Here is a 21700-nt window from a genome sequence, read left to right as displayed (position 1 = left end):
CATTTAATTCACCATAATCATCTGTGAAATCTGTATAATCTGTGGTAAAATGAGAGTGAAAATCTGTATAATTAGCGCGAGCATAAAATTAAGTCTAGAATTCTAATTTTATCTATTAATGATCATACTTTTTCTTCAGCCACAAACTTACTCTTACCAAAAGTATTAATACCGGAACTTCTACTAAAGGACCAATAACTCCCACAAATGCCTGGGGTGAATTAATCCCGAATACCCCTATTGCAACAGCAATTGCCAATTCGAAATTATTTCCAGTAGCAGTAAATGCGATAGATATATTCTTGTCGTAAGGAACTTGTAAAGATGTGTTGATAAAAAAGCTCACTAAAAACATAACAACAAAATAAATGATTAATGGTATTGCTACTTGTATTACATCCATTGGTAATTCTATTATTTTTTCACCCTTCAGACTAAACATCAAAATAATGGTAAACAATAATGCATATAAAGTAACAGGGGATATTTTTGGGACAAATTTCCTGTTGTACCATTCTATTCCTTTTGATTTTATGAGAAAATAACGGCTTAAGAAACCAGCAAGAAAAGGAATTCCCAGATAAATCAATACACTTTCCGTGACATCTTTCATCGATACCGTAACATTGAAATTGGCAATTCCCAATTGCCGTGGCAGCACATTAATAAATATCCAGACAAAAAAACTGTACGTAAATACCTGAAAAATACTGTTTAAGGCAACCAATAAAGCGGCATATTCCCTACTTCCTTTTGCGAGATCATTCCAGACAATTACCATAGCAATGCATCTTGCGAGACCAATGAGGATCAAACCTATCATATAATCAGGTTCATTTTTCAGGAATAATAATGCCAGTACAAACATGAGAACAGGACCAATAATCCAATTCAGGATCAGTGAAATGCTGATTACTTTTTTGTCTTTAAATGCGATGGGAAGTAATGAATAATCAACCTTTGCTAATGGCGGATACATCATTACTATTAATCCTATGGCCAGCGGAATATTGGTAGTCCCCACTGATAAAGCATTAATAACTTTTGAAATATCCGGAAAAATATATCCTAATCCTATCCCCACAGCCATGGCAAGAAATATCCACAGGGTAAGATACCGGTCTAAAAATTTCAATTTTGGATCCATTATTTGGTATTAATCTGTGAAAAAACATATCTCATTTCTGCGCCTATCTGCAGACTTCTGTCATTGTAAATTTGATCCTGTTCACGGGTGCCATCAGAGATTTTCGGATCTTCAAAAGGGAGAGAAATTCGAAGATCAGCACCGGCAATAAACGGGTATCCGCCATCAGCTTCCGAGCAGGTCATTACCGCTATAAATCCGTTTGCTGGATTGAACTCATCGTCATACTTTTTAGAAAAAGCGATTACAGGATGCGAGTTTTTATCATACTTAATGGCATATACCGGATTATTAGTATCGGTTATTTTCTGAATTCCAAATCCCTGTTCAGAAAGCGTTTCTATAATTTTAGGATACACAGCTGTATCTCCTGTACCTCCTGAATAACAGTCAACTATATGAATATTGTAATAAAAACTCATCGCTTGTGCCCAAACCTGAGCCAAATGGCTTCTTCTGGAATTATGAGTACAAATGAAAACAATATCTATCGCTTTTTCATTTTGAATGTGGTCCTGGATACAATCTATTAAAGGGTGCAGCATTAATTTTCTTTCTGCACTTATTTTATAATTCTTTAAGAATTCTATCGTTTGCAATAGTTTCAAATTCATAGGCTTTATATATTAGGTATGACAATCGATTGGTTAGCAGCATCCTGACCCTGGAGCACAGCTGGAATTTGAAGGAGAAGAAAGTTTCGAATTTTCCACATTTGCCTTTGCTGCGGGAATACCACATGCTTCCTGAGCTAAACAGGCAGTCGTTTTATTGATGAGTACAAACGTTTTTCCATTAAAACCTAAATCATATCTTCCAATGGTGGTATTCTGAAACTCAACTTCAATTTCATCATCTTCAATTCCTAATTTTTCTTCAGATAGCTTAATGATATTAAGAAGTTTAGCAGGTTTTAACCGATGCTCAAAATCATCAGCATTCCATAGCTGGAAGTTGACTGCTTTTTCAGTACGGATTGTTCCGCCACAATCTATAAACTGTTTGGTTACCGTCCCGACTTCAGTTACATGAAAATGTTCCGGTACAAAAGTTCCGTTTTCCAATTGAAATTCAACATTTTCTAATGTGGTAAGAATTTCTTTAATTTCAGATAATTTCATATTTTTTAATATATTATTAAATCGTAATATTACGATAATTAGAGCAAAAAAAATGCTTAACAGCACTTTTGGTGAGTCACTGTAGTGATGATTTTTGAAAAATAGGCATTGACAATTTCAAAAGTATTTTCATTAATACAGTAACAAATAGCGGTTCCTTCAATGTTTCCTTTGATCAGTCCGGCATTTTTTAATTCTTTTAAATGCTGAGAAACCGTAGCTTGGGCCAATGGAAGTTCATTCACAATATCTCCGCAAATACACGCATTTACTTTTAGCAAATATTCAATAATCGCTATTCTGGCCGGATGCCCCAATGCTTTAGCAATCGCTGCAATCTGGTTTTGTTCATCCGTGAAATGTTCTGTTTTTGTAGTGCCCATCTTCTAATTATATATCGCAATATTACGATATAATATAGTTTCGACCAAATTTTATCTTTTATACTTTTAATTTTTACGCAAAATAAATTCTTACTTCATAATAATAATTTTTTTTCAAAAAAATATTTGCGTAGTCAAATAACTTCATTTAAATTTGTAGTTAAATAGCTACACGATGAATTTAAGAAGAGATGTATTTCAGGCCATTGCCGACCCTACCAGAAGATCAATCCTGATGCTGGTGGCTGCACAATCTATGACGGCCGGTGCCATCGCTTCCAATTTCGATACTGCGAGACCTACCGTTTCCAAGCATCTTCAGATTCTTACAGAATGTGAATTATTGACTCAGGAACAAAACGGACGTGAAATGATTTACCATCTTAACCCAAACAAAATGAAGGAAATTGCTAATTTTATAGAGCCATTCCGCAAAATGTGGGACGACCGGTTCAATACGTTGGAAAGTGTAATGAAAAATTATAAAGCATAATATAGGTTCGAAATTTTAAGTGCCTCATTAATAAAACATCACCCTCCGTTCCAAAACACTAAACACCAAACACCAAAATACTAAACACCCAACACAAAATGGAACTCAAAACCAAAATCCACGCTGAAGATAACAAACAGGAAATCCTGATCACCAGAGAGTTTGATCTTCCGGTAGAGCTTCTTTTCAAAGCATATACAGAATCAGAAATTGTAGAACAATGGATGGGAACTAAAGTCTTGAAACTTGAAAATAAACCACATGGCAGTTATCAGTTTGAAACTTCAAATCCTAAAGGTGAAGTTGTTTTCCGGGCCAATGGAACCATCCATGAATTTCTCCCGGATCACAAAATAACCCGAACTTTCCAGATAGAAAACACCCCTTTTCCGGTTCAACTGGAATTTTTAACCTTTGAAAAAATCACTGATAGTACCAGTAAAATAACCATTCACACCATCTATCAGTCAGTAGATTACAGAGATAAAATCCTGAAACTTCCTTTTGCACAAGGATTGAATATGGCTCATAATCGCCTGCAGGAAATCGGGAATACATTGAAATAACAGTCTATCATTTTAACATCAATATTATGAATCCAAAAGTAGATTTCTTTTTCGATCAGGCCAAACAATGGCAACAGGAGTTTGAAAAATTAAGAGCCATTGCGCTGGACACCGGACTTGAAGAGGAAGTAAAATGGGGATGTCCGTGCTATACTTATCATGGGAAAAATGTTTTTTTAATCCACGGATTTAAAGAATACTGTGCTCTCCTATTTTTCAAAGGAGCATTACTGAATGATTCAGAAAAAATACTGATTCAACAGTCTGAAAATGTGCAGGCTTCCCGACAGATTCGCTTCACTAATCTTCAGGAAATTACTGATCTGGAAAAAGCAATAAAAATGTATATGTATGAAGCCGTTGAAGTAGAAAAAGCCGGATTGAAAGTTGTATTAAAAGAAACAAAAGAATTCGAAATGCCTGAAGAATTTCAACGTCAATTAGATGAAAACATTGAATTAAAAACAGCTTTTGAAGCGCTAACTCCCGGAAGACAAAGAGCTTACCTACTCCACTTTTCTGCGGCAAAACAATCTAAAACCCGCGAGTCGAGGATTAAAAAATACATTCCACAAATCCTTCGTGGAAAAGGAATTAACGATTAACCATACACTTTCAACCATGAAAACACCCACTCAATTCCGAAAAAGAACCACTATTATTTACTGGATTTTCACAGCATGGCTGTCATTAGGAATGCTCTCAACAGCAGCTGTACAACTCCTGAAAAATAAAGATGAAGTAGAAAACTTTACCCATCTGGGATATCCATTGTATCTTATGACCCTTATTGGAATATGGAAAATATTAGGCGTGATTGCAATACTCATCCCCAAAACACCATTATTAAAAGAATGGGCATATGCCGGATTTTTCTTTGTAATGTCCGGAGCTATTATTTCCCATATCGCATCAGATCACAATTTAAGTAAAATATTTGCATCGTTGCTCCTTCTTGTCCTTACCATCATATCATGGTATTTCAGACCGGCAGAACGAAAAATGATTTAATATATTTGAATACAGATTTAAAATACACCAAAACCAATCTTATGAAAAACAATAAAAAATTATCTACCGAACAAGCTCAGGATTTATTAAAAATACTACAAACCCGTTTTGAGAAAAATATAAAACGTCATAAAGATCTTGACTGGAAAAAAATTCAGCCAAAATTAGAAGCTTCACCCGAAAAGCTCTGGTCTTTGCACGAAATGGAACAAACGGAAGGCGAACCAGATGTAACAAGTTACGACAAAAAAACTGACGAATATATATTCACCGACTGCTCTACTGAAAGTCCGAAACGCAGAAGTCTCTGTTATGATAAGCAAGCCTGGGATTCCAGAAAAGCAAACAAGCCAGAAAGTAACGTGATTGATAGAGCGACAGAAATGGGAATTGAATTACTAACAGAAGAACAATACCGGAAACTTCAGGAAATAGAAAAATTTGATTTAAAAACTTCCAGCTGGGTAAAGACTCCTCAACATATCAGAGATCTTGGAGGTGCGATTTTTTGTGACCGACGTTACGATATGGTTTTTATGTATCACAACGGAGCAGATTCTTATTATGCTGCAAGAGGTTTCAGAGGAATGTTAAAAGTTTAATTTTTTCAGCTTGGGGATTTGCCAATTTTGTACATTGAGCAAAACTCTTCTTTCTTAAATCTGCGGAATCAGCTTGATCTGCAAGAGCTAAAATAAATTATCGGAATTTCAGATTTTAATTTTCTCGCCGATTTTGCAAATTGAGCAGATTTTTTTTGATCTGCGAAATCAGCTTGATCTGCAAGAGCAAAAAATAAATTATTGGAATTTCATGTTTTCTGAATCGACCGCGGATTTTACAGGTTGAGCAGATTTATTATCTTATTTTTGGATATTTTCTACCACCTTTATTTTTTGATGTACGGGAAAAGATACAGAAATATTTTTTTTAAACGATTCTCAGCGATTAGAAAATAGCTAATCTTTTCTCATTTATATTCAGTTACTTACGCTTATAAATTGCTTACAATCAAAAAATAGTTTTTAATTTATAGATAATTTGCTTTCATATACAAATACTATTATTAATTTAGCCTTAACGAAATTGAATTTAACATAATAATAATGGGTATGAAAAAATTGATCGTATTGGGTTCATTATCTGTATTTTTAATGAACTGTAATAAAAAAACAGAAACTCCAGCTCCTAAAGCTGAGACAGATTCTGTAGCGACCGTTGAAAAGGTAGTAGATACGCTAGGTTCGAAATCATTCTGTTACATGGGAGTAACCGGAAAAGATACTGTTTTTGCATCTATTGATGATAATCTGGGAACGGTGACCGGAAAATTATTCTACAAAAACAGCGAAAAAGACAGCTCAAAAGGTGACATAACGGGTTTTAAATCAGGAGATACCTTAAAATTAACCTATGAATTTACTGCTGAAGGTTCAAAAAGTAAAAGCGATATCTTCTTCATTCAGAAAGGTAATACATTGGCTGAGGGAATTGGCGACCACAAAGAAGAAAGTGGACAGTCAAAATATGCTGATGAGAAAAAAATAAATTATGCCAGCGGACAAAAATTGACTTCCGCAGATTGTACTCTTGTGAATAAAGCTTTAAAATAAAATTCGCTAAAACATATAATTCCCTTAAAAATGAAATACTTGCATGGTATTTGCTATTAAAAAGTTTCGCACACTTAACAACAAATTATTAATAACTAACTATGCAGCGTTTACAATTAAAACCATTTTCAAAAACTGAACTTATTGAAGGACTGAAGAAAACATTTCCTCAATATAAAATCCAGACAAATTTTGGATCATTACAAGTCCGCACCAGTGGTTTTACTCTGACGGGAAATGTGAAAATAAATGCACATCCGGAAACCGGAAAAATATCTACACAAACTCAATTAGATTCTGGTTTTTTTCTTATCCTGTATTTCCCTATCGGAATTTATGTGATGATGAAAAAAGAAAAGATAAAAAGGCTTGAAAATGAAGTTGTTGAGGGAATAAAAAAAATACTCAGTCAAGAAAACTAAGAATTCTTGTCAACTTAAAAAAGAAAAACAGCCTGATCAGGCTGTTTTTTATTTATGATAATTCACTGTTAATCATTTCATTAAAACTGTCTACTGCTTCATCGCTGGTATTCCAGGAAGTAATAAGACGGATTGCAGAATATTTTTCGTCGATTTTTTTCCAGACATAAAATTCAAACTTTTCAGATAAAATTTCAATCATTTCATTGCTGATTACAGGGAAAATCTGGTTGGTATAGGTATCCGAAAGAAACTGTACTCCCCTTTCCGCCATGGTATTTTTCATTTTCATAGCCTGTTGGTTAGCATGTTTTGCAAGATCAAAATACAAATCATTCTTCATCAGCTCCAAAAACTGAATTCCAAGAAGTCTTCCTTTTGCCAGTAATGCACCTTTCTGTTTGATATTAAAACCAAAATCTTCCTGAATAGCAGGATTATTAATGACAATCGCCTCTCCTATCAATGCCCCGTTTTTGGTTCCTCCTAAATAAAAAATATCCGTTAATTCGGCTACTTTTTCAATAGTAAGATCACTTATTTCTGCAGTCAGTCCATGTCCAAGTCTTGCACCATCCATAAAAAGATAGAGTTTATGTTCTTTACAGAAAGCAGAAAGTTCCTCTAATTCTTTAGCCTGATAAATGGTTCCTAACTCGGTAGAATTAGAAATATACACTAATTTCGGCATCACCTGATGCGGTACATTAGAATGGTTTTCCAGGATAGGAATAATATCCGCAGGACTTATTTTTCCGTCTTCGGTTTCAATACCTAAAACTTTATGACCGGTTGCTTCGATAGCTCCCGCTTCATTGTTCAAAATATGTCCCGTAGAAGCGGAAATCACACATTGATAAGGTTTTAACAAGGAAGAAATTACAATTAAATTAGCCTGAGTACCTCCGGAAACAAAGTAGATTTCTGAAGCGGGGCTTTTAATTCTTTCCTTAATTAATTCTTTAGCCTGTAAAGAATACTGATCTTCGCCATAACCTGCCTGTTGGTCCGTATTATTCAACAAAAGTGATTGTAAAATATTAGGGTGGCAGCCCTCTGAATAGTCGTTTTTAAATGAAAATTTCATACTGTAAAATTAAAAAAAGTTAAAATAACAAGAGCAAAATTTTAATAATATTTTGTTAGATTTGTAGTGAAAATCATCTAACATTTTGAGAACAACATTAACAGAAGAAAATTATCTGAAGGCTTTGTTTCATTTAGTTGACAATGAAGGGAAAGTGACGATTAACGAACTCAGCAAATTTTTAAATGTAAAAATGCCGAGCGTCAATAATATGATGAAAAAATTCGCGGATAAGAACTGGGTTATTTACGAAACCTATAAACCATTGATTGTCACAGAAAAAGGAAAGCAGGAGGCCGCTTTAGTTGTCCGCAAGCACAGACTGACTGAAATGTTTTTGGTGAAAACCATGAATTTTGGATGGGAAAATGTGCACGAGATTGCTGAACAGCTGGAACATGTACACTCACAGCTGTTTTTTGATAAAATGGATGAAATTCTGGATTACCCAAAATTTGATCCTCATGGTGAGCCCATTCCTGATAAAGACGGAAATATTATTGCCCAGGATCTGCAAAAACTGAGTAACTGTGAAGATGGAGAAACGGTAGTATTTGCTTCAGTAACTCTTTCTGACGACAGCTTTTTAAGCTATCTCACTGAGAGAAATCTTCTTCTGAATACCAAGATAAAAGTGATTAAAACAGAAAGTTTTGATAAATCGATGACCATAGAAATTGGTGACAAAAGAGAAATTATCAGTAAAAAAGCTACTGAAAAGATATTGGTAAAGAAATAAAATAGGAATTTCTTTACCAATATTATTATTTTGAAAGTATTTCCAATACCGCTTCAATTTCATCAGAAGTATTGAAATAATGTGGGGAAAAACGAATCACACCGTCTACATTTTTATGGGTAAAGTCAATTAAAGCTCCGTTTTTCGGGCTTATTGAAAAGTATACATTATGCTCTTTTAATACTTTCTGAATGCTTTCAATACTGCCATCCTGAGTGCAAAATGTAATAATACTGCTCAGATTGTTCCCTTCATCCAACACTCTGAAACCTTTATTCTGAAGTTCATTCCGTAATTTTCCGGATAATTTTTGGTTGTAATTTTCAATTGTTGATAATCCGATATTGTTGGCATAGTTCACGGCTTCGGTAAGCCCAAGCAATGCTGCATATGAATTTTCCCAAAGCTCAAATCTTTTCGCTGTTTTGATCAATTCATACTCATTAAATCCTGTCCAGACCGCACCGCTCATATCCAAAAACAAAGGGGCAAGGTTTTGAGCGATTGCTCTGTCAGAGACATATAAAAATCCGGTTCCACGGGGTCCACGCAGAAATTTCCTTCCTGTAGCCGTAAGAAAATCACAGCCTATTTTCTCAACGTCTACTACCATCTGACCAACCGACTGACAAGCATCAACAAGATAAAGAACGTCATACTTACGGCAGATTTTCCCAACTCCTTCCACATTTTGAATCAATCCTGAATTGGTGGGAATATGGGTAACCGCAACTAATTTTGGATTCCGTTTTTGAATGATATTCTCCAGATCTTCTAAGTCGAGTTCATGGTCAGCAAGATTTTTAAGCCTGATAATCTCTATATTATATTTTTTCTGTAGCGAAATAAAAGCAATCTGATTGGAAACATAATCGTCATTCGTCGTGATGATACAATCTCCTTCTGCAAAGGAAATACTTGATAAAGCCTTTACGTAAGCATCAGTAGCACTTGATGTGAAGGCCATATTTGAAGCTTTAGCATTAATTAATTTTGCCGTTTCTTCATAAAACCCGCTGATTAATTCAGCATTACGATTCGCAGTTTCATAACCGCCATACATCTCTTCCTGATGTAAATAATCAGTCATTGTTTTTACTACAACTTCCGGCATCAGCGATGAGCCGGCACTGTTTAAAAAAATTTTATCAGATAGTCCTTTAGTATCTTTTCTTATTGAATGTATGTCCATCTTATATCGTTTTTCTCTTTTAAATATATGTTCATCGGTAAAATTGTCAATAATTTCACTTGTATATAGAGTAACAATTTTACACAAAAAATCCCGAAATTTGCATAACGGGATTTATTTTTAAGGTATTGAAATTAATCCAGGACACTCCAGCCTCTCTTTGGATTGCTGTTTGAGGATACTTCCTGCTCATTAACAATAATGTTTTCTTTTCTCTGACCGATATAATCAAGCTCGCTTAATTTGGAGAAAATAGTTTCTAAACTCTTCAGCATCTGATTGATATATAAAAGAGGTTCTCCACAATTATGATGATCATAGTTGGTTTCTGCAACAATAGAAAGTTGGTTCAATATCGTATGAGGTGCTATTTCACTCCATTCTAAGCTGTAATTCAGCATTTCTTCCAATTCTGCAGGTACCAGAACCTGCGTGGAATTATAAAGATGAAGCGCTAATTTCGCAAAAGAATCAATTAAAAATACCGGCGGTTGCCAAGGGATAATATTTCTGAACTGGAAATACATATCGCCAAAGGTATTGACCATCGTGGTACACAAAAATTTAACGTTCTGCGCTAATGCCGTATTTTGATTTTTATGAGATGCTTTTTGAATGATCTTAAAGGCGTATTGCTGCAAATTACCAATCGCTTTTGCATAACTGTTGTAATAATCCAGCAACGCAGGATGGCTCTGAATAGAGGTACAAGGCGGAATAAAGTTGGAATCTACCTGTGCAATATTCCCTTTTAAGTCTACTTTACCAATAATCAAATAATTTCCACCCGAATAACTGCTGTTCAAAGAAGTTACGGGAAGCAATTCGATATGATGGTTAGGTTGTGCACTGGGATGACGTGGCGGAATTTCTTCCGGATCAATATCCCCGAAAGGCACTTTATCAAAAGGATTTACTGAGATTAAAATGTAATATTCCCCATCTGCCTGCTCTTCATTCATAGATCTGGCTAATGATTTTACACTAACTCTTCTATCGTTAAGTTCGATTCGGTACCCTGCCATGGTAACAGCTGTACAATGCTTTATAACCAACTGAACATCATTGGTTGCCGTATTGTGAACATCAAAAATAGTTCTGTCTGTAAATTCATTGGATATGGGCAAAAGCCCATAATTGTATGTCGTGATCCCAAGTGAATTGGAATCTCTAATAGTATCAATTAAGAAATTATCCTGATCATTAAGGTGTTTCTGGGAAACTTTCATCCCATCTACCCAATTGATAGCAAAATGTTTAATAGGCTGTATCATAGTAATACTTTTTAAAATTTTGTGTGATTATGGTCGTCTTTTAATTCCTTCTTCCTCATGCTGGATCACCCTTTTACAGATTACCACTTCATTTTCGGAAATACTGTTGGTAGAAATATCATGATCAAAATCAATATATTTTCTGAAGCTGAAAAAGGACTTCTTGGTGTAGAAAATCCAGTAATATGGCTCTTTTTCCTGATCTGTAAGGTGAATGATCGAATTAGGATTTTTGTGATTGTAATCATCAACAACCCTATAAAACCAATCTCCGAAAGTAACTCCCGTCGGTAATGTTTTGGCTTTAATCCTGAATCTGTTGGCATCTTCCAGTTTTTTACTTAATTCAACATTAAGTACCAATAGGCGGTCAAAATCAACGCCTTCAAAGTCCGGCAGCCTTTGATCAGGTGAATACCTCCATGTTTTATAAATATCAAAAGGAATACTGATAAGCTGGATATAACAGTAATAAAATACCATGGGAACAAAGAAAATAAGTATACTTGTTGCTGACATTACAGCATATCCCATTCCATTACTCATCCAATTGAAGATCAATGTAAAAAGAAATCCTCCGAAAACAACACAGGTAAGGGTAAGTATTGATTCAAACAAGATGTTCATTGCTAAAGAATCAATATGTTTCTTGAAATATCTATGAAGCAGATTAACATGGATAATCCCAAAAATAAGGTAAATAATCTGTGCGATAAGATACCAGTAAGGATTAAACAAATTCCCTGCAAACCCGAAAAATCCAGGCAGGGCAAGACATAAACTGCATAGAAGAACGTATACAATGATGACTTTAATTTTAATCGCAGGTTTGTTTCGTCTGATTATCCCAAGGATAAACATCATAATAACAGCGATTAAAGGCATTAAAATATATCTAAGAAAGATACCTTTTACTGAAGAAATTTCCATCTGTTTCTTTTCAAAATTAAAATTGGTTGGTGATTGTAAATATAATAAAATAATCTACAGAAAAGTAGAGTATCCAAGACGGTTTGCATTTCTTCCGTCATCTTCAAGACTAAATGAATACTCTTTCTTATCGGTAACAAAATTTTCCACAACATCTACTGTTACAGGAAGAAAATAATCATATAAAGCCTGAAGTACTTTTCTGAATGGACTTCCGTCAATATATTTTGTCATTTCTTCATAAGGAATCGGTCCGATATTCACTACCCAGTTGCGCTGTCCGTCCATATGCCTTCCACTCGGAATATAGGTAACGCCCAAGGTAGAATTTCCCAATAACATAGAATCGTCATTTTTCTCTATTCTGTCGATTACATTTGGAGTGAAAGTTACTTCCACCGGCATCTGTAAAAAGGCGGTCATGCACCTTTCAAACCATTTTTTGTCGCCTCTTATCTGATGAAAGAATGGCAAAATATAGATGAAAATGTACGCATGCTGCTTGTCCAGCATCCTTACCAAGGGCCAGAGCTCACTTACTGTTTCCAGTAAACTATCCGTGTCACTGGTAATCTCAAAATCAAACTCTTTAAGGAGAGAGCTGATTTCCGTGAAAAATATTTCCAATTCGAAGGGCTGGAAAAATTTTCGGGCATCCTCTTCTACCCTTTTCTGCTTACGGATCTCTCTTACTACCGTATCTACGTTTTTTCTTGAAGCACCCAGTGAAGGCGGATGAAAAAGTCCTTCAGGAAGATAATCATAGATTCCCTCCCTATAGGTTTCTATTGTGAAAACTTCTTCATCAAACCCCAGGTAACTGCTCGAAATACTTTTGATATCCTTTAAATAGGCACGATCATTAATGCCGAGCCTTTCTATAAAAATATTACTTACCGCTCTCTGGTATTTCAAAAGATTAACGGCTACCGCTTCAGCTTTAAAATCTGTCTGAAGCTTATTGTAATGCATATCTACAATATTGTTCTCATACATAGTGTTTCCGTGATTATGACTTGTAAAGATAATATATCTCGTAAGGTAGAAAAATATTTTGGCTATTAATTTTACTTAAAAATGCTAATTAATTGAATTCACAAAGAATAAAATGTAATCAGATCAATAAATGTATAAAAAAACTGAATAAAAAGCACCGATTTCAGAGGGAATATAAGAATCTTAATAAATCAGATCTCCAAAAATGATGTCGTCTATCAAGCTGTTCACCTTTTAATTAATATCAAATCAAATTACGGAATGAAGTATAAAATTCAGTTGTAAGGTTAAGTCTTATTTAGATTAAATTTTATTAACGCATATAAACGAAATAAATTAGCCAAATCCTAACACGAGTTAGAAAAGCGAGCCGTATCTTTGTGCTTTGAAAATGTTATTTAAAATGAAAAGTATTTATTCTAAAATTCTGATTTTAGCATTCATCTCCTCTTCACTGTATTCTTATGCATGGGGATTGACCGGGCACAGAATTATTGCAGAAATTGCAGAAAATCATCTTTCCGGAAGAGCAAGGAGAGAAATCAGAAAAATAATGGGCCAGGAACGTCTTGCCTATTGGGCAAACTGGCCGGACTTTATTAAATCTGATACCACAGGAGCATGGAAACAGGCTTCATCATGGCATTATGTAAATATTGATCCACAGGTTGATTTTAAAGCTTTTGAGCAGAATCTTAAAGCTCAGGCAGGTCCAAGTCTTTATACACAGGCAAAAACTTTATCCAGCCAGATTAAAGACAAAAATACTTCTGAAAAAGACAGAAAAATTGCATTGATCTTCTTGATTCACATCATGGGAGATCTGGCTCAGCCACTACATGTAGGAAGAGCTGATGATTTAGGAGGAAACAAAATTAATGTAACTTATTTCGGAGAGAAAACAAATTTACACTCTGTATGGGATGGAAAGTTAGTGGATTCTCAGAAATACAGCTATACAGAATATTCTAAATTACTGGATATCAAATCTAATGATGAAGTAAAACAGATCCAATCCGGAACTCTGGAAGACTGGTTATATGATTCTCATAAGATCGCAAACAAAATCTACGCACAAACGCCGAATGATTCAAAATTATCTTATGACTACCAGTATAAATTCAATGATACCATGGAAAGACAACTTTTATATGGTGGATTGAGATTAGCAAAAATGCTTAATGAATTGTTTTAGTTGATAGTTGAAGGTAGTATTTTAAAACATCTTTTATCTTCATACAAATAAAATAATTCTTAATATAATACATAAGCGAAACTTCGGTTTCGCTTTTTTTTGTGTAATTTTTTTTTCAAGTTCATAAATACAGTAAAGATTAGCCTTAAATTCCACTATATCATTTATTCATAAATGATTGATATGCAAATATTTAATATCATTTAAAATAGTAAAATTCAGCATAGCCCATCTCTATTATATATCTCTTCAATGGTGTAAAAGTTGTATTTGTAAAGCGGAAAAACAGGAAAAAAAGAATGTACAATGCATTAATTTAAAAAATAATTAAAGTACGTGTAACCTTTTTACCCTTTCAAGCGTATAATATATAGTAACTCTATTTTGAGGAATAATAAATGAGACAATTAAAAATCACTAAGCAGGTTACCAACAGGGAAACTGCTTCATTAGACAAGTACTTGCAGGAAATTGGTAAAGTGGAACTGATCACTGCGGACGAAGAAGTAGATTTGGCACAGAGAATCCGTGCAGGCGACAGAGCTGCACTGGAAAAATTAATCAAGGCCAACCTTCGTTTCGTAGTTTCCGTATCTAAACAATACCAAAATCAAGGTCTTTCTTTACCCGATTTAATCAATGAAGGTAACTTAGGACTCATGAAAGCAGCCAAAAGGTATGATGAAACTAGAGGTTTCAAATTTATCTCTTATGCGGTTTGGTGGATTCGTCAGTCAATTTTACAGGCTTTGGCAGAACAGTCAAGAATTGTAAGATTGCCATTGAATAAAATTGGTTCCATCAACAAGATCAATAAAGCATACGCTCACCTTGAACAGGAAAATGAAAGACCTCCTTCTCCGGAAGAATTGGCTGAAGTTCTTGATATGAGTGAGGAAGATATCAAAGAATCTATGAAAAACTCCGGTAGACACCTGTCTATGGATGCACCTCTTGTAGAAGGTGAAGATTCTAATCTTTATGATGTATTGCGTTCAGGAGAATCTCCTAGTCCGGATAAAGATCTAATGCTTGAATCTCTTCAGATTGAAATTGAAAGAGCATTGAATACTTTAACTCCAAGGGAGGCTGACTTAGTAAGATTATACTTCGGATTGAACGGAAAACATCCAATGACTTTAGAAGAAATTGGGGAGACTTTCGATCTTACAAGAGAAAGAGTCCGTCAGATCAAAGAAAAAGCAATTAAGAGACTAAAACATAATACCAGAAGCAAGATCCTGAAATCTTACTTAGGTAAATAAATTTTAGCGTAAAAACAATGTATGCGGAGTCTGTTTTCAGGCTCCGTTTTTTTATTTTTGTATCATGGAAATGTATTATATTTTCGCAGGAATGTTCTGTTTTTTTATTTTTGGAAACTTGGGGATTCATCTTTATTATAAGAAAATGCATCAAAAACTTATTGAATCTCTAAAAGGTAAAAACTACATTTTATTTAAAAATGTAGATATGGAAATGGATTCTTCCGGGAAATTAGCATTTAGCTATCAACGTAATAAGGCCGACATTATAATTTTAGATAATGAAATTTTTATTTTGCTTTTTAATAAACCATTGAGGCAAGCCCAGCCTATTTTACAAATAAGCAACAGTAATGAAACTTTTCCTTTTATCTCAAGAAAAATTTCTTTTGATTCAAAATTCGGAGTAAATGGAAAACTTAGAATACAAGGTACTTTCGGACAAGGAATAACAAGTGGAAAGTACAAGATATTTTTAGATTTTAATACAATAGATTTCGATCTAGAATACTATTTACATCATTCAACGTAACAATTTTCACATGATCTTCAACTAATTGAAATAACAAGTAGCTATCACATTTGTCATTCAGAACGAAGAGCAGCAGAGTGAAGAATCTCTGCAATGAATTATTAATTAGCCATTAAGATGTAAGATTATTAGAGATTTCTCTTATCATCGAAATGACACCATCAACTTAAAAAAACAAATTATGAAAAAAATACTCTTCTCCTCTATCTTAATCTTATCATTACTTTCCTGTTCAGAAAATAAGCATGAAAATCAACCAATTGTAGAAAATGCCGTTGACAATACAGATTCTAAATTCTCCTCCACAAGATATGGCAAAAGCCAAAATATGCTTGATGCAATTTATTATGAACAAATCAAAAATGATGAAAGTTTAAAAAAGTTAGATAAAAAGATTAATTTATTACGCGAAGAGAGTCATAAAGTTAAAGATCTCTATGATGATATTCTGCGCAAAAACGATGAATACTATTCTGATGCTGAATATGGAGCTAACAGCATTATTGATTCTGTTTTAAAAAAGCAAATTATCAGTATAGTAAAAGAAAGTTCGGATAAATACTATTTAAAAACTAAAAAACTAAAAGAGCTTACTTTTCAAATGAATCGCAATAGTCAAAATATTTATAATTGCTATGTAGCTTTTAAGATCAAAAAAACGCTTCCAGAGATCGAAAAATACCAGAGTGCTCATCCCCTAAAAACTGACAGCCTGGAAAATTTCATCAATAAACAGAATCAATTACTGAATGAACTGAAAAATTTGAAATAAAATCATGAACTATACTACACAATGGCTTACCGATAATAAAAGAACTGAAGAACTGGTTGATTTTTTTATGACCCATAAAACAGATTCTTATATCTCACACGGCGAAATCATCTCCGGAAGAGCTTTGGATTCACAGCACTGGAATCCTGATCTTAAAGCCATATTAACGGCACAATTTAATTCCGGTTTTACTGCTGATCAGCATTCAAAACTAAATATTCTGATTGCTGAAAATGAAGACGGAAAGATTATAGGAATACTGATTTTCAATATAATTACCGGATTCAAAAATTATGCAGTACTGGAAGATATGCTGCTGGACCAATCCGTTAGAGGACAATCACTTGGCAGTACTTTACTGGAAAAAGCTGTAGAAAAATCCAAAAACTGGAACATCAGCTTTATCATGTTAGAAAGCGGAATTAATAATACCGGTGCGCATCACTTTTTCAATAAGTACGGATTTAAAAAAGTCTCTGAAAATTATATTTTAACGCTTTAAGAAGACCAAAAACCGATCCTGATGAACAACATTTCAATAATTGGAGCGGGAATCGGTGGACTTAGTCTTGCCAATATCCTGAAACAACAAACGCTGGATTTCTCTATCTATGAATCTGCCTCGGAAATTAAACCTGTAGATGCTGGAATCATGATGTCTATCAATGCGATGCAGATATTTGACAAGCTGGGATTAAAAGAAAAAATTGAGCATGCAGGAAATAAAATCCATGGGATTACCATTACAGATGAGTCTTTAAAAAATATTTCGAAAACCCGTATTCTTGAACTGGAAAAGAAATATAATTCCTGCAATGTCGCTATTCACAGGGCTTCCCTTCAAAAAATTTTAGCGGAAAACATAGGTCTGGAAAAGATACAAACTGGCCACAAGCTGCTGCAGATTGAAAAGAAAAACAATTACCACGTGACTTTTGAAAACGGAAATACTGTTGAAAGTAAAATCGTTTTCGGAGCAGACGGCATACAATCAAAAGTAAGAAATCAAATATTACAAACCGGAACCATCCGAAATGCCCGGTCAAAAATGCTGGCGTGGCTGGGTTAACTTTGATCTTCCCGAACAATATCATCAGGAAGCCATGGAAATGTGGGGCAAAGGAAAACGGTTTGGGTTTGTGAAGATGTCTGACAAAAGTCTGTATTGGTATGCTTTAGTAAATAAAAAACATTTCAGCAAGGATCTAAATTTATTGTCTGTTTTCAAGGATTTTAATGGTTTAGTTTCGGAAATTCTCCAGGCTACTCCACCCGAACATATTATTCTGAATGATATTACAGACCTGTCTCCTATTCCCAAATGGTATTCTGAACATCTTTGCCTGATTGGAGATGCAGCGCACGCAACAACCCCTAATATGGGTCAGGGAGCCTGTCAGGCCATTGAAGATGCCTACATCATCGGAGAACTTCTGAAAACTCACACCGAGTATGATAAGATCTTTGAAGAATTCCAGACCATAAGAAGAAAAAAAGTAGACTATATTGTTCGTACAAGCAGGACCATTGGTGAAATATCCCAATGGGAACGTGGAAATTCAATACGGAATTTTTTAATGAGGTTTCTCCCGGAAAGCGTCAATCAAAAATTAGCTGAAAAAATTATCCGATTGGAAAAGTAAAAACTCTGTAGATCTTTAATTATTTTAAAATATTTAATTGCAATTTGATCAAGAAGATATTAGACCACAGATTTCACAGATAAACACAGATGTTTACGTGATTTCTAATCTGTGAAAACCTGTGCCGATCTGTGGTAAATGAAAATACTAATCATTATTAAACAATACCTATAGCAGATTTATCTATTTTAATAAAATCATATGAAAATATTAAACCACGGATTTCACAGATCAACACAGATGTTTGCGTTATTTTTTAATCTGTGAAAACCTGTGCCGATCTGTGGTAAATGAAAATACTAATCATTATTAAACAATACCTATAGTAGATTTATCTATTTTAATAAAATCATATGAAAATATTAAACCACGGATTTTACAGATCAACACAGATGTTTGCGTTATTTTTAATCTGTGAAAATCTGTGCCGATCTGTGGTAATTAAAAAAACAAGTAATAATTCAATAAAAAAGACCGCCTCTTGGAAGCAGTCTCATGGTTTAATAGGTTAAAGTAACCCCGGCTCCCCAGCCCATTTCATTATCATAATTTCCGGAAACCGAAAACCATTTTTGTACAATATACCGGAGCCCAGTTGTAAACTCTCCGTCAGAATTAAGACTGAAATTTCCTCTAATTCTTCTGGAAATAGGAATATCTTCCCTGCTTAACTCTAATAGCACCTTTCCGTTATGATCTACACTTGCATCAGCTGTAATCAGCATTGGCAGAAGATATTGAGCTCCCACAATAAATGCATACCGGTCTTTTGAAGCTTTATATTGTCCAAACCAGGTCTTTTTACCGTGATTTTCCATTCCTGATTCTCTCGCCATCTGTCTTTCCATGATTTCATGGTTTTTCTGCACTCTGAATCCTGCATAAGGAAGCGCCCATTGAAATTTCCCTAAGAATCTCCCCACTTTAAAATTTCCGTCAAAATGATCAAAATCCCAATTCGAATGAAATTCATTCAGGTTAGCCCATCTTGGTCCGAACATCGTCATGGTTTCAGCATGCATTTTATTACTTGCCACATCCAGCATTGCCATTGAGCTTACCATCTTATTGTCTTTTATAAAATCTTTCCATGCCAGTTTTCTATTCGGAAGCTGTGGGTTAGGTTTAGAATCTTCATAACTGAAAACTCTTCCCATTCCAGCCATCATATGGTATAAAATATGACAATGGAAAAACCAATCACCATCCTGATTGGCTGCAAATTCAATAACACTGGTTTCCATGGGCATGATATCGACTACATTTTTCAGAGGGGAATATTCTCCTTTTGAATTGATCAGTCTGAAATCATGGCCATGCAAGTGCATAGGATGACGCATCATTGAGTTATTATACAATGTAATTCTCAACACTTCTCCCTTTTTGATCAGGATCTTATCTGTTTCCGTCACAGTTTTATTGTCCAGTGTCCAGAGATAATGATTCATATTTCCTTCGAGGGTAAATTTCATTTGCCTTACACTATCAGTTGGAAGAATTGTCTTTTCAGGAGATTTCAACAGGTTATAAGAAAGCCTTTTTATTGGCTTTTCTTCTTTCATGTTCATTCCTACATGCTGTGAATGATCTTCTGCCGCATCAGAGTCTTTTGTTTTGACTCCCATCATTTCATTCATATGTTTCATGGTCATTTTCCGCTGACTTTCCGGAAGTTCAGGATACATCACTTCGTTCATATCCATCATTTGATTTCCCATCGTCATATTCATCGGTTTCATATTTCCGCTCATTTCCATCATGCCGTTCATCATTTTCATTCCTTCAAAAAGCATTAGTCTTGGCAGGTTCGGAGCTTCCATTTTTTCACCAGCTCCCAGCCAAAGTGATGTGTGTCCTACCCGATCTTCAGAAGTTGCCCGAAACTCAAAACTTTTATTTTCAGGAATCGTCACTTCGATATCATAAGTTTCCGAAACACCAACAATAAGACGGTCTACCTCTACCGGAACCACGTCATTTCCGTCATTTCCAACCACTTTTATTTTTCCACCCCCATAGTTGAGCCAAAAATAAGTGGAAGATCCTCCGTTGGCCACTCTCAATCTTACTTTATCACCCGCTTTCAGGCCGGAATAATCAGAACTTGGCTGTCCATTAATTAAAAATTTGTCATAGTAAACATCACTTACATCCATCGCTTCCATCCTTTTCCATTCGTTGAGGGCCTTGGTTCCGAAATTGCCGGATTTTATAGCTTCCCAATAGCTTTGAACGGCATTTTTTTTAATGGCATACCAGTCGGTATTGGCCATATGAAGCCTTCTGGCGATCTGCATAGGATCATCATCACTCCAATCTCCCAATAAAACAGGGATTTCAGCATTATATTCCGTTTTAGGTTCACCTTCCCTTTTTTTGAAAACCAAAATACCATTCATTCCTATCTGCTCCTGAAGTCCTTCATGGGAATGATACCAGTAGGTTCCATTTTGGGAAATCCTGAACTTATACAAATGGGTTTCGCCGGGTTGTACAGGTTTTGTAGTCAGATAAGGCACACCATCATGCTCATTGGGCAACATCACCCCATGCCAGTGAAATCCAGTGTTTTCCTTCAGCATGTTGTGAAGATAGATTTCCGCAGTATCTCCTTCCGTAAAGTATAAGGTTGGAGCCTGCAGCTTTCCGTTGACCGCAATTGCCCGTCGGTTTCTTCCTGTAAAATTGACAATGGTATCTTTTACATATAAATCATAGCGTACTGTTTTACCACCAAAGCTTATTTTTCCGTTTTCGGTATTCTTTTTTAAAACAGACTGAGCTTCTTTTTCACTGTTTTCTGTTTTAGGCTGATTTCGCTCTATTTCAACCAGATCCATTCCGCATTTCGGGCATTTTCCAGGTTGATTGGAAATCACTTCAGAATGCATTGGGCAGGTATATTTTGCTTGAGATTGGACTGTTGATTGGGGTTGTATCCCAGATTTAGGCTTCCCATTTCCATTAAGCTTTTCCCCGTGAATTTCTTTAGTTTTCGGTTTTATCTTCGCTTTAACCTCCGGTTTCAACTTAGATTTAGACTTATCCTCAGTCTTAACTTTAGGTTTAGAAATCTGTATTTTAGGTTCTGTAGCTTTTGTTACTGTCTTGGATATCGGCTTAGTCTCCACTTTTGGAGTAGCCTTAGGTTTCATGATTACAATCTTTTTTACCAAAGACATGCTGCATTTAGGACAATCTCCAGGTTTTGAAGACACCATTTCAGCATGCATAGGACAGATGTAATATATTTTTGTCGTTTGCGCAAAACTGAAAACAGAAAACAAAAGCATCAGAAACATTATCAATTTTTTCATAA

General features: G+C 34.9%; 25 protein-coding genes. 15 read left to right on the top strand and 10 right to left on the bottom strand.

What is annotated here, in order from left to right; genetic code table 11:
* Window positions 1-115: 115 nt before the first annotated feature.
* From arsB to SB679_RS01130, 4 genes are read right to left on the bottom strand one after another with little or no spacing between them, the layout of a single operon-like run.
* Window positions 116-1147, bottom strand: a complete 1032-nt coding sequence (gene arsB / locus SB679_RS01145; RefSeq protein ID WP_410700402.1) for an ACR3 family arsenite efflux transporter — start codon at window positions 1145-1147, stop codon at window positions 116-118.
* Entirely contained in the window at window positions 1147-1761 is a 615-nt protein-coding gene (locus tag SB679_RS01140) for a low molecular weight phosphatase family protein (protein WP_410700401.1), read from the bottom strand. The genes arsB and SB679_RS01140 overlap by 1 nt, the downstream gene beginning before the upstream one ends.
* Window positions 1762-1794: 33 nt before the next feature.
* Window positions 1795-2268 (bottom strand): DUF6428 family protein, encoded by a 474-nt coding sequence (locus SB679_RS01135; RefSeq protein WP_410700400.1) that lies wholly within the window; start codon window positions 2266-2268, stop codon window positions 1795-1797.
* Between the two features lie 56 nt (window positions 2269-2324).
* On the bottom strand, window positions 2325-2651 hold the full coding sequence (locus SB679_RS01130) for an ArsR/SmtB family transcription factor (RefSeq protein WP_410700399.1): 327 nt from the start codon (window positions 2649-2651) through the stop codon (window positions 2325-2327).
* Window positions 2652-2826: 175 nt separating this feature from the next.
* On the opposite strand from SB679_RS01130, the gene SB679_RS01125 reads away from it, so the two are divergent.
* From SB679_RS01125 to SB679_RS01095, 7 genes are all read left to right on the top strand, one after another.
* Window positions 2827-3144 carry an ArsR/SmtB family transcription factor gene (locus SB679_RS01125; protein WP_410700398.1) on the top strand — a complete coding sequence of 106 codons (318 nt, stop codon included), beginning with the start codon at window positions 2827-2829 and terminating at the stop codon, window positions 3142-3144.
* A gap of 98 nt (window positions 3145-3242) precedes the next feature.
* A complete protein-coding gene (locus tag SB679_RS01120; RefSeq protein WP_410700397.1) occupies window positions 3243-3710 on the top strand; it encodes an SRPBCC family protein in 468 nt (155 codons plus the stop codon).
* Window positions 3711-3736: 26 nt separating this feature from the next.
* Complete coding sequence (locus SB679_RS01115; protein WP_410700396.1) at window positions 3737-4315, top strand: YdeI/OmpD-associated family protein; 579 nt, start codon at window positions 3737-3739, stop codon at window positions 4313-4315.
* Window positions 4316-4331: 16 nt separating this feature from the next.
* Window positions 4332-4721, top strand: a complete 390-nt coding sequence (locus SB679_RS01110; protein ID WP_410700784.1) for a DoxX family protein — start codon at window positions 4332-4334, stop codon at window positions 4719-4721.
* 41 nt (window positions 4722-4762) lie between these two features.
* Window positions 4763-5323, top strand: a complete 561-nt coding sequence (locus SB679_RS01105) for a DUF4256 domain-containing protein (RefSeq protein ID WP_410700395.1) — start codon at window positions 4763-4765, stop codon at window positions 5321-5323.
* 510 nt (window positions 5324-5833) lie between these two features.
* Window positions 5834-6334 (top strand): hypothetical protein, encoded by a 501-nt coding sequence (locus tag SB679_RS01100; protein ID WP_410700394.1) that lies wholly within the window; start codon window positions 5834-5836, stop codon window positions 6332-6334.
* A 101-nt stretch (window positions 6335-6435) separates the two neighbouring features.
* Window positions 6436-6756 (top strand): hypothetical protein, encoded by a 321-nt coding sequence (locus tag SB679_RS01095; RefSeq protein WP_410700393.1) that lies wholly within the window; start codon window positions 6436-6438, stop codon window positions 6754-6756.
* A gap of 52 nt (window positions 6757-6808) precedes the next feature.
* Here the strand turns inward: SB679_RS01095 and SB679_RS01090 are convergent, their stop codons facing one another.
* Window positions 6809-7843 (bottom strand): threonine aldolase family protein, encoded by a 1035-nt coding sequence (locus tag SB679_RS01090; RefSeq protein ID WP_410700392.1) that lies wholly within the window; start codon window positions 7841-7843, stop codon window positions 6809-6811.
* Window positions 7844-7928: 85 nt separating this feature from the next.
* Here SB679_RS01090 and SB679_RS01085 point away from each other — a divergent pair, with 85 nt between their 5' ends.
* Window positions 7929-8582, top strand: a complete 654-nt coding sequence (locus SB679_RS01085; protein ID WP_410700391.1) for a metal-dependent transcriptional regulator — start codon at window positions 7929-7931, stop codon at window positions 8580-8582.
* Between the two features lie 25 nt (window positions 8583-8607).
* Here the strand turns inward: SB679_RS01085 and SB679_RS01080 are convergent, their stop codons facing one another.
* From SB679_RS01080 to SB679_RS01065, 4 genes are all read right to left on the bottom strand, one after another.
* Window positions 8608-9774: an aminotransferase class V-fold PLP-dependent enzyme gene (locus SB679_RS01080; RefSeq protein ID WP_410700390.1), complete on the bottom strand. Its 1167-nt coding sequence runs from the start codon at window positions 9772-9774 to the stop codon at window positions 8608-8610.
* A gap of 134 nt (window positions 9775-9908) precedes the next feature.
* Window positions 9909-11048 (bottom strand): hypothetical protein, encoded by a 1140-nt coding sequence (locus SB679_RS01075; protein ID WP_410700389.1) that lies wholly within the window; start codon window positions 11046-11048, stop codon window positions 9909-9911.
* 27 nt (window positions 11049-11075) lie between these two features.
* A complete protein-coding gene (locus SB679_RS01070; RefSeq protein WP_410700388.1) occupies window positions 11076-11978 on the bottom strand; it encodes a TssN family type VI secretion system protein in 903 nt (300 codons plus the stop codon).
* A gap of 54 nt (window positions 11979-12032) precedes the next feature.
* The gene (locus SB679_RS01065; RefSeq protein WP_410700387.1) at window positions 12033-12974 is read right to left on the bottom strand and encodes a type VI secretion system baseplate subunit TssG; all 942 of its coding nucleotides are present in this window, start codon (window positions 12972-12974) and stop codon (window positions 12033-12035) included.
* A 403-nt stretch (window positions 12975-13377) separates the two neighbouring features.
* On the opposite strand from SB679_RS01065, the gene SB679_RS01060 reads away from it, so the two are divergent.
* The 7 genes from SB679_RS01060 (at window position 13378) to SB679_RS01030 (ending at window position 18381) form a co-directional block, all read left to right on the top strand.
* Entirely contained in the window at window positions 13378-14169 is a 792-nt protein-coding gene (locus SB679_RS01060) for a S1/P1 nuclease (protein WP_410700386.1), read from the top strand.
* A 398-nt stretch (window positions 14170-14567) separates the two neighbouring features.
* Window positions 14568-15434 carry an RNA polymerase sigma factor RpoD/SigA gene (locus SB679_RS01055; RefSeq protein ID WP_027385416.1) on the top strand — a complete coding sequence of 289 codons (867 nt, stop codon included), beginning with the start codon at window positions 14568-14570 and terminating at the stop codon, window positions 15432-15434.
* Window positions 15435-15498: 64 nt separating this feature from the next.
* On the top strand, window positions 15499-15966 hold the full coding sequence (locus tag SB679_RS01050; protein ID WP_410700385.1) for a hypothetical protein: 468 nt from the start codon (window positions 15499-15501) through the stop codon (window positions 15964-15966).
* A 181-nt stretch (window positions 15967-16147) separates the two neighbouring features.
* Window positions 16148-16738: a hypothetical protein gene (locus SB679_RS01045; protein ID WP_410700384.1), complete on the top strand. Its 591-nt coding sequence runs from the start codon at window positions 16148-16150 to the stop codon at window positions 16736-16738.
* 4 nt (window positions 16739-16742) lie between these two features.
* The gene (locus SB679_RS01040) at window positions 16743-17240 is read left to right on the top strand and encodes a GNAT family N-acetyltransferase (RefSeq protein WP_410700383.1); all 498 of its coding nucleotides are present in this window, start codon (window positions 16743-16745) and stop codon (window positions 17238-17240) included.
* 21 nt (window positions 17241-17261) lie between these two features.
* Entirely contained in the window at window positions 17262-17807 is a 546-nt protein-coding gene (locus SB679_RS01035) for an FAD-dependent monooxygenase (RefSeq protein WP_410700382.1), read from the top strand.
* Window positions 17773-18381: an FAD-dependent monooxygenase gene (locus SB679_RS01030; protein WP_410700381.1), complete on the top strand. Its 609-nt coding sequence runs from the start codon at window positions 17773-17775 to the stop codon at window positions 18379-18381. The genes SB679_RS01035 and SB679_RS01030 overlap by 35 nt, the downstream gene beginning before the upstream one ends.
* 500 nt (window positions 18382-18881) lie before the next feature.
* Here SB679_RS01030 and SB679_RS01025 read toward each other — a convergent pair whose 3' ends face one another.
* Window positions 18882-21698, bottom strand: coding sequence for a multicopper oxidase domain-containing protein (locus tag SB679_RS01025; protein WP_410700380.1), 2817 nt, complete (start codon window positions 21696-21698; stop codon window positions 18882-18884).
* Window positions 21699-21700: the final 2 nt, after the last annotated feature.

It is taken from the genome of Chryseobacterium sp. SIMBA_029 (assembly GCF_046535275.1).
Lineage (GTDB): Bacteria > Bacteroidota > Bacteroidia > Flavobacteriales > Weeksellaceae > Chryseobacterium.
The sequence above is the reverse complement of the archived record's forward strand: the minus strand, read 5'-3'. Positions and strand labels throughout refer to the sequence as shown.

Coding starts and splice junctions, on each gene's coding strand:
- SB679_RS01040 (WP_410700383.1), top strand. CDS start 16,743: ATGAACTATACTACACAATGGCTTACCGATAATAAAAGAACTGAAGAA.
- SB679_RS01125 (WP_410700398.1), top strand. CDS start 2,827: ATGAATTTAAGAAGAGATGTATTTCAGGCCATTGCCGACCCTACCAGA.
- SB679_RS01130 (WP_410700399.1), bottom strand. CDS start 2,651: ATGGGCACTACAAAAACAGAACATTTCACGGATGAACAAAACCAGATT.
- SB679_RS01140 (WP_410700401.1), bottom strand. CDS start 1,761: ATGAATTTGAAACTATTGCAAACGATAGAATTCTTAAAGAATTATAAA.
- SB679_RS01035 (WP_410700382.1), top strand. CDS start 17,262: ATGAACAACATTTCAATAATTGGAGCGGGAATCGGTGGACTTAGTCTT.
- SB679_RS01095 (WP_410700393.1), top strand. CDS start 6,436: ATGCAGCGTTTACAATTAAAACCATTTTCAAAAACTGAACTTATTGAA.
- SB679_RS01120 (WP_410700397.1), top strand. CDS start 3,243: ATGGAACTCAAAACCAAAATCCACGCTGAAGATAACAAACAGGAAATC.
- SB679_RS01075 (WP_410700389.1), bottom strand. CDS start 11,048: ATGATACAGCCTATTAAACATTTTGCTATCAATTGGGTAGATGGGATG.
- SB679_RS01060 (WP_410700386.1), top strand. CDS start 13,378: ATGAAAAGTATTTATTCTAAAATTCTGATTTTAGCATTCATCTCCTCT.
- SB679_RS01110 (WP_410700784.1), top strand. CDS start 4,332: ATGAAAACACCCACTCAATTCCGAAAAAGAACCACTATTATTTACTGG.
- arsB (WP_410700402.1), bottom strand. CDS start 1,147: ATGGATCCAAAATTGAAATTTTTAGACCGGTATCTTACCCTGTGGATA.
- SB679_RS01100 (WP_410700394.1), top strand. CDS start 5,834: ATGAAAAAATTGATCGTATTGGGTTCATTATCTGTATTTTTAATGAAC.
- SB679_RS01025 (WP_410700380.1), bottom strand. CDS start 21,698: ATGAAAAAATTGATAATGTTTCTGATGCTTTTGTTTTCTGTTTTCAGT.
- SB679_RS01030 (WP_410700381.1), top strand. CDS start 17,773: ATGCCCGGTCAAAAATGCTGGCGTGGCTGGGTTAACTTTGATCTTCCC.
- SB679_RS01135 (WP_410700400.1), bottom strand. CDS start 2,268: ATGAAATTATCTGAAATTAAAGAAATTCTTACCACATTAGAAAATGTT.
- SB679_RS01090 (WP_410700392.1), bottom strand. CDS start 7,843: ATGAAATTTTCATTTAAAAACGACTATTCAGAGGGCTGCCACCCTAAT.
- SB679_RS01055 (WP_027385416.1), top strand. CDS start 14,568: ATGAGACAATTAAAAATCACTAAGCAGGTTACCAACAGGGAAACTGCT.
- SB679_RS01080 (WP_410700390.1), bottom strand. CDS start 9,774: ATGGACATACATTCAATAAGAAAAGATACTAAAGGACTATCTGATAAA.
- SB679_RS01070 (WP_410700388.1), bottom strand. CDS start 11,978: ATGGAAATTTCTTCAGTAAAAGGTATCTTTCTTAGATATATTTTAATG.
- SB679_RS01105 (WP_410700395.1), top strand. CDS start 4,763: ATGAAAAACAATAAAAAATTATCTACCGAACAAGCTCAGGATTTATTA.
- SB679_RS01065 (WP_410700387.1), bottom strand. CDS start 12,974: ATGTATGAGAACAATATTGTAGATATGCATTACAATAAGCTTCAGACA.
- SB679_RS01050 (WP_410700385.1), top strand. CDS start 15,499: ATGGAAATGTATTATATTTTCGCAGGAATGTTCTGTTTTTTTATTTTT.
- SB679_RS01045 (WP_410700384.1), top strand. CDS start 16,148: ATGAAAAAAATACTCTTCTCCTCTATCTTAATCTTATCATTACTTTCC.
- SB679_RS01115 (WP_410700396.1), top strand. CDS start 3,737: ATGAATCCAAAAGTAGATTTCTTTTTCGATCAGGCCAAACAATGGCAA.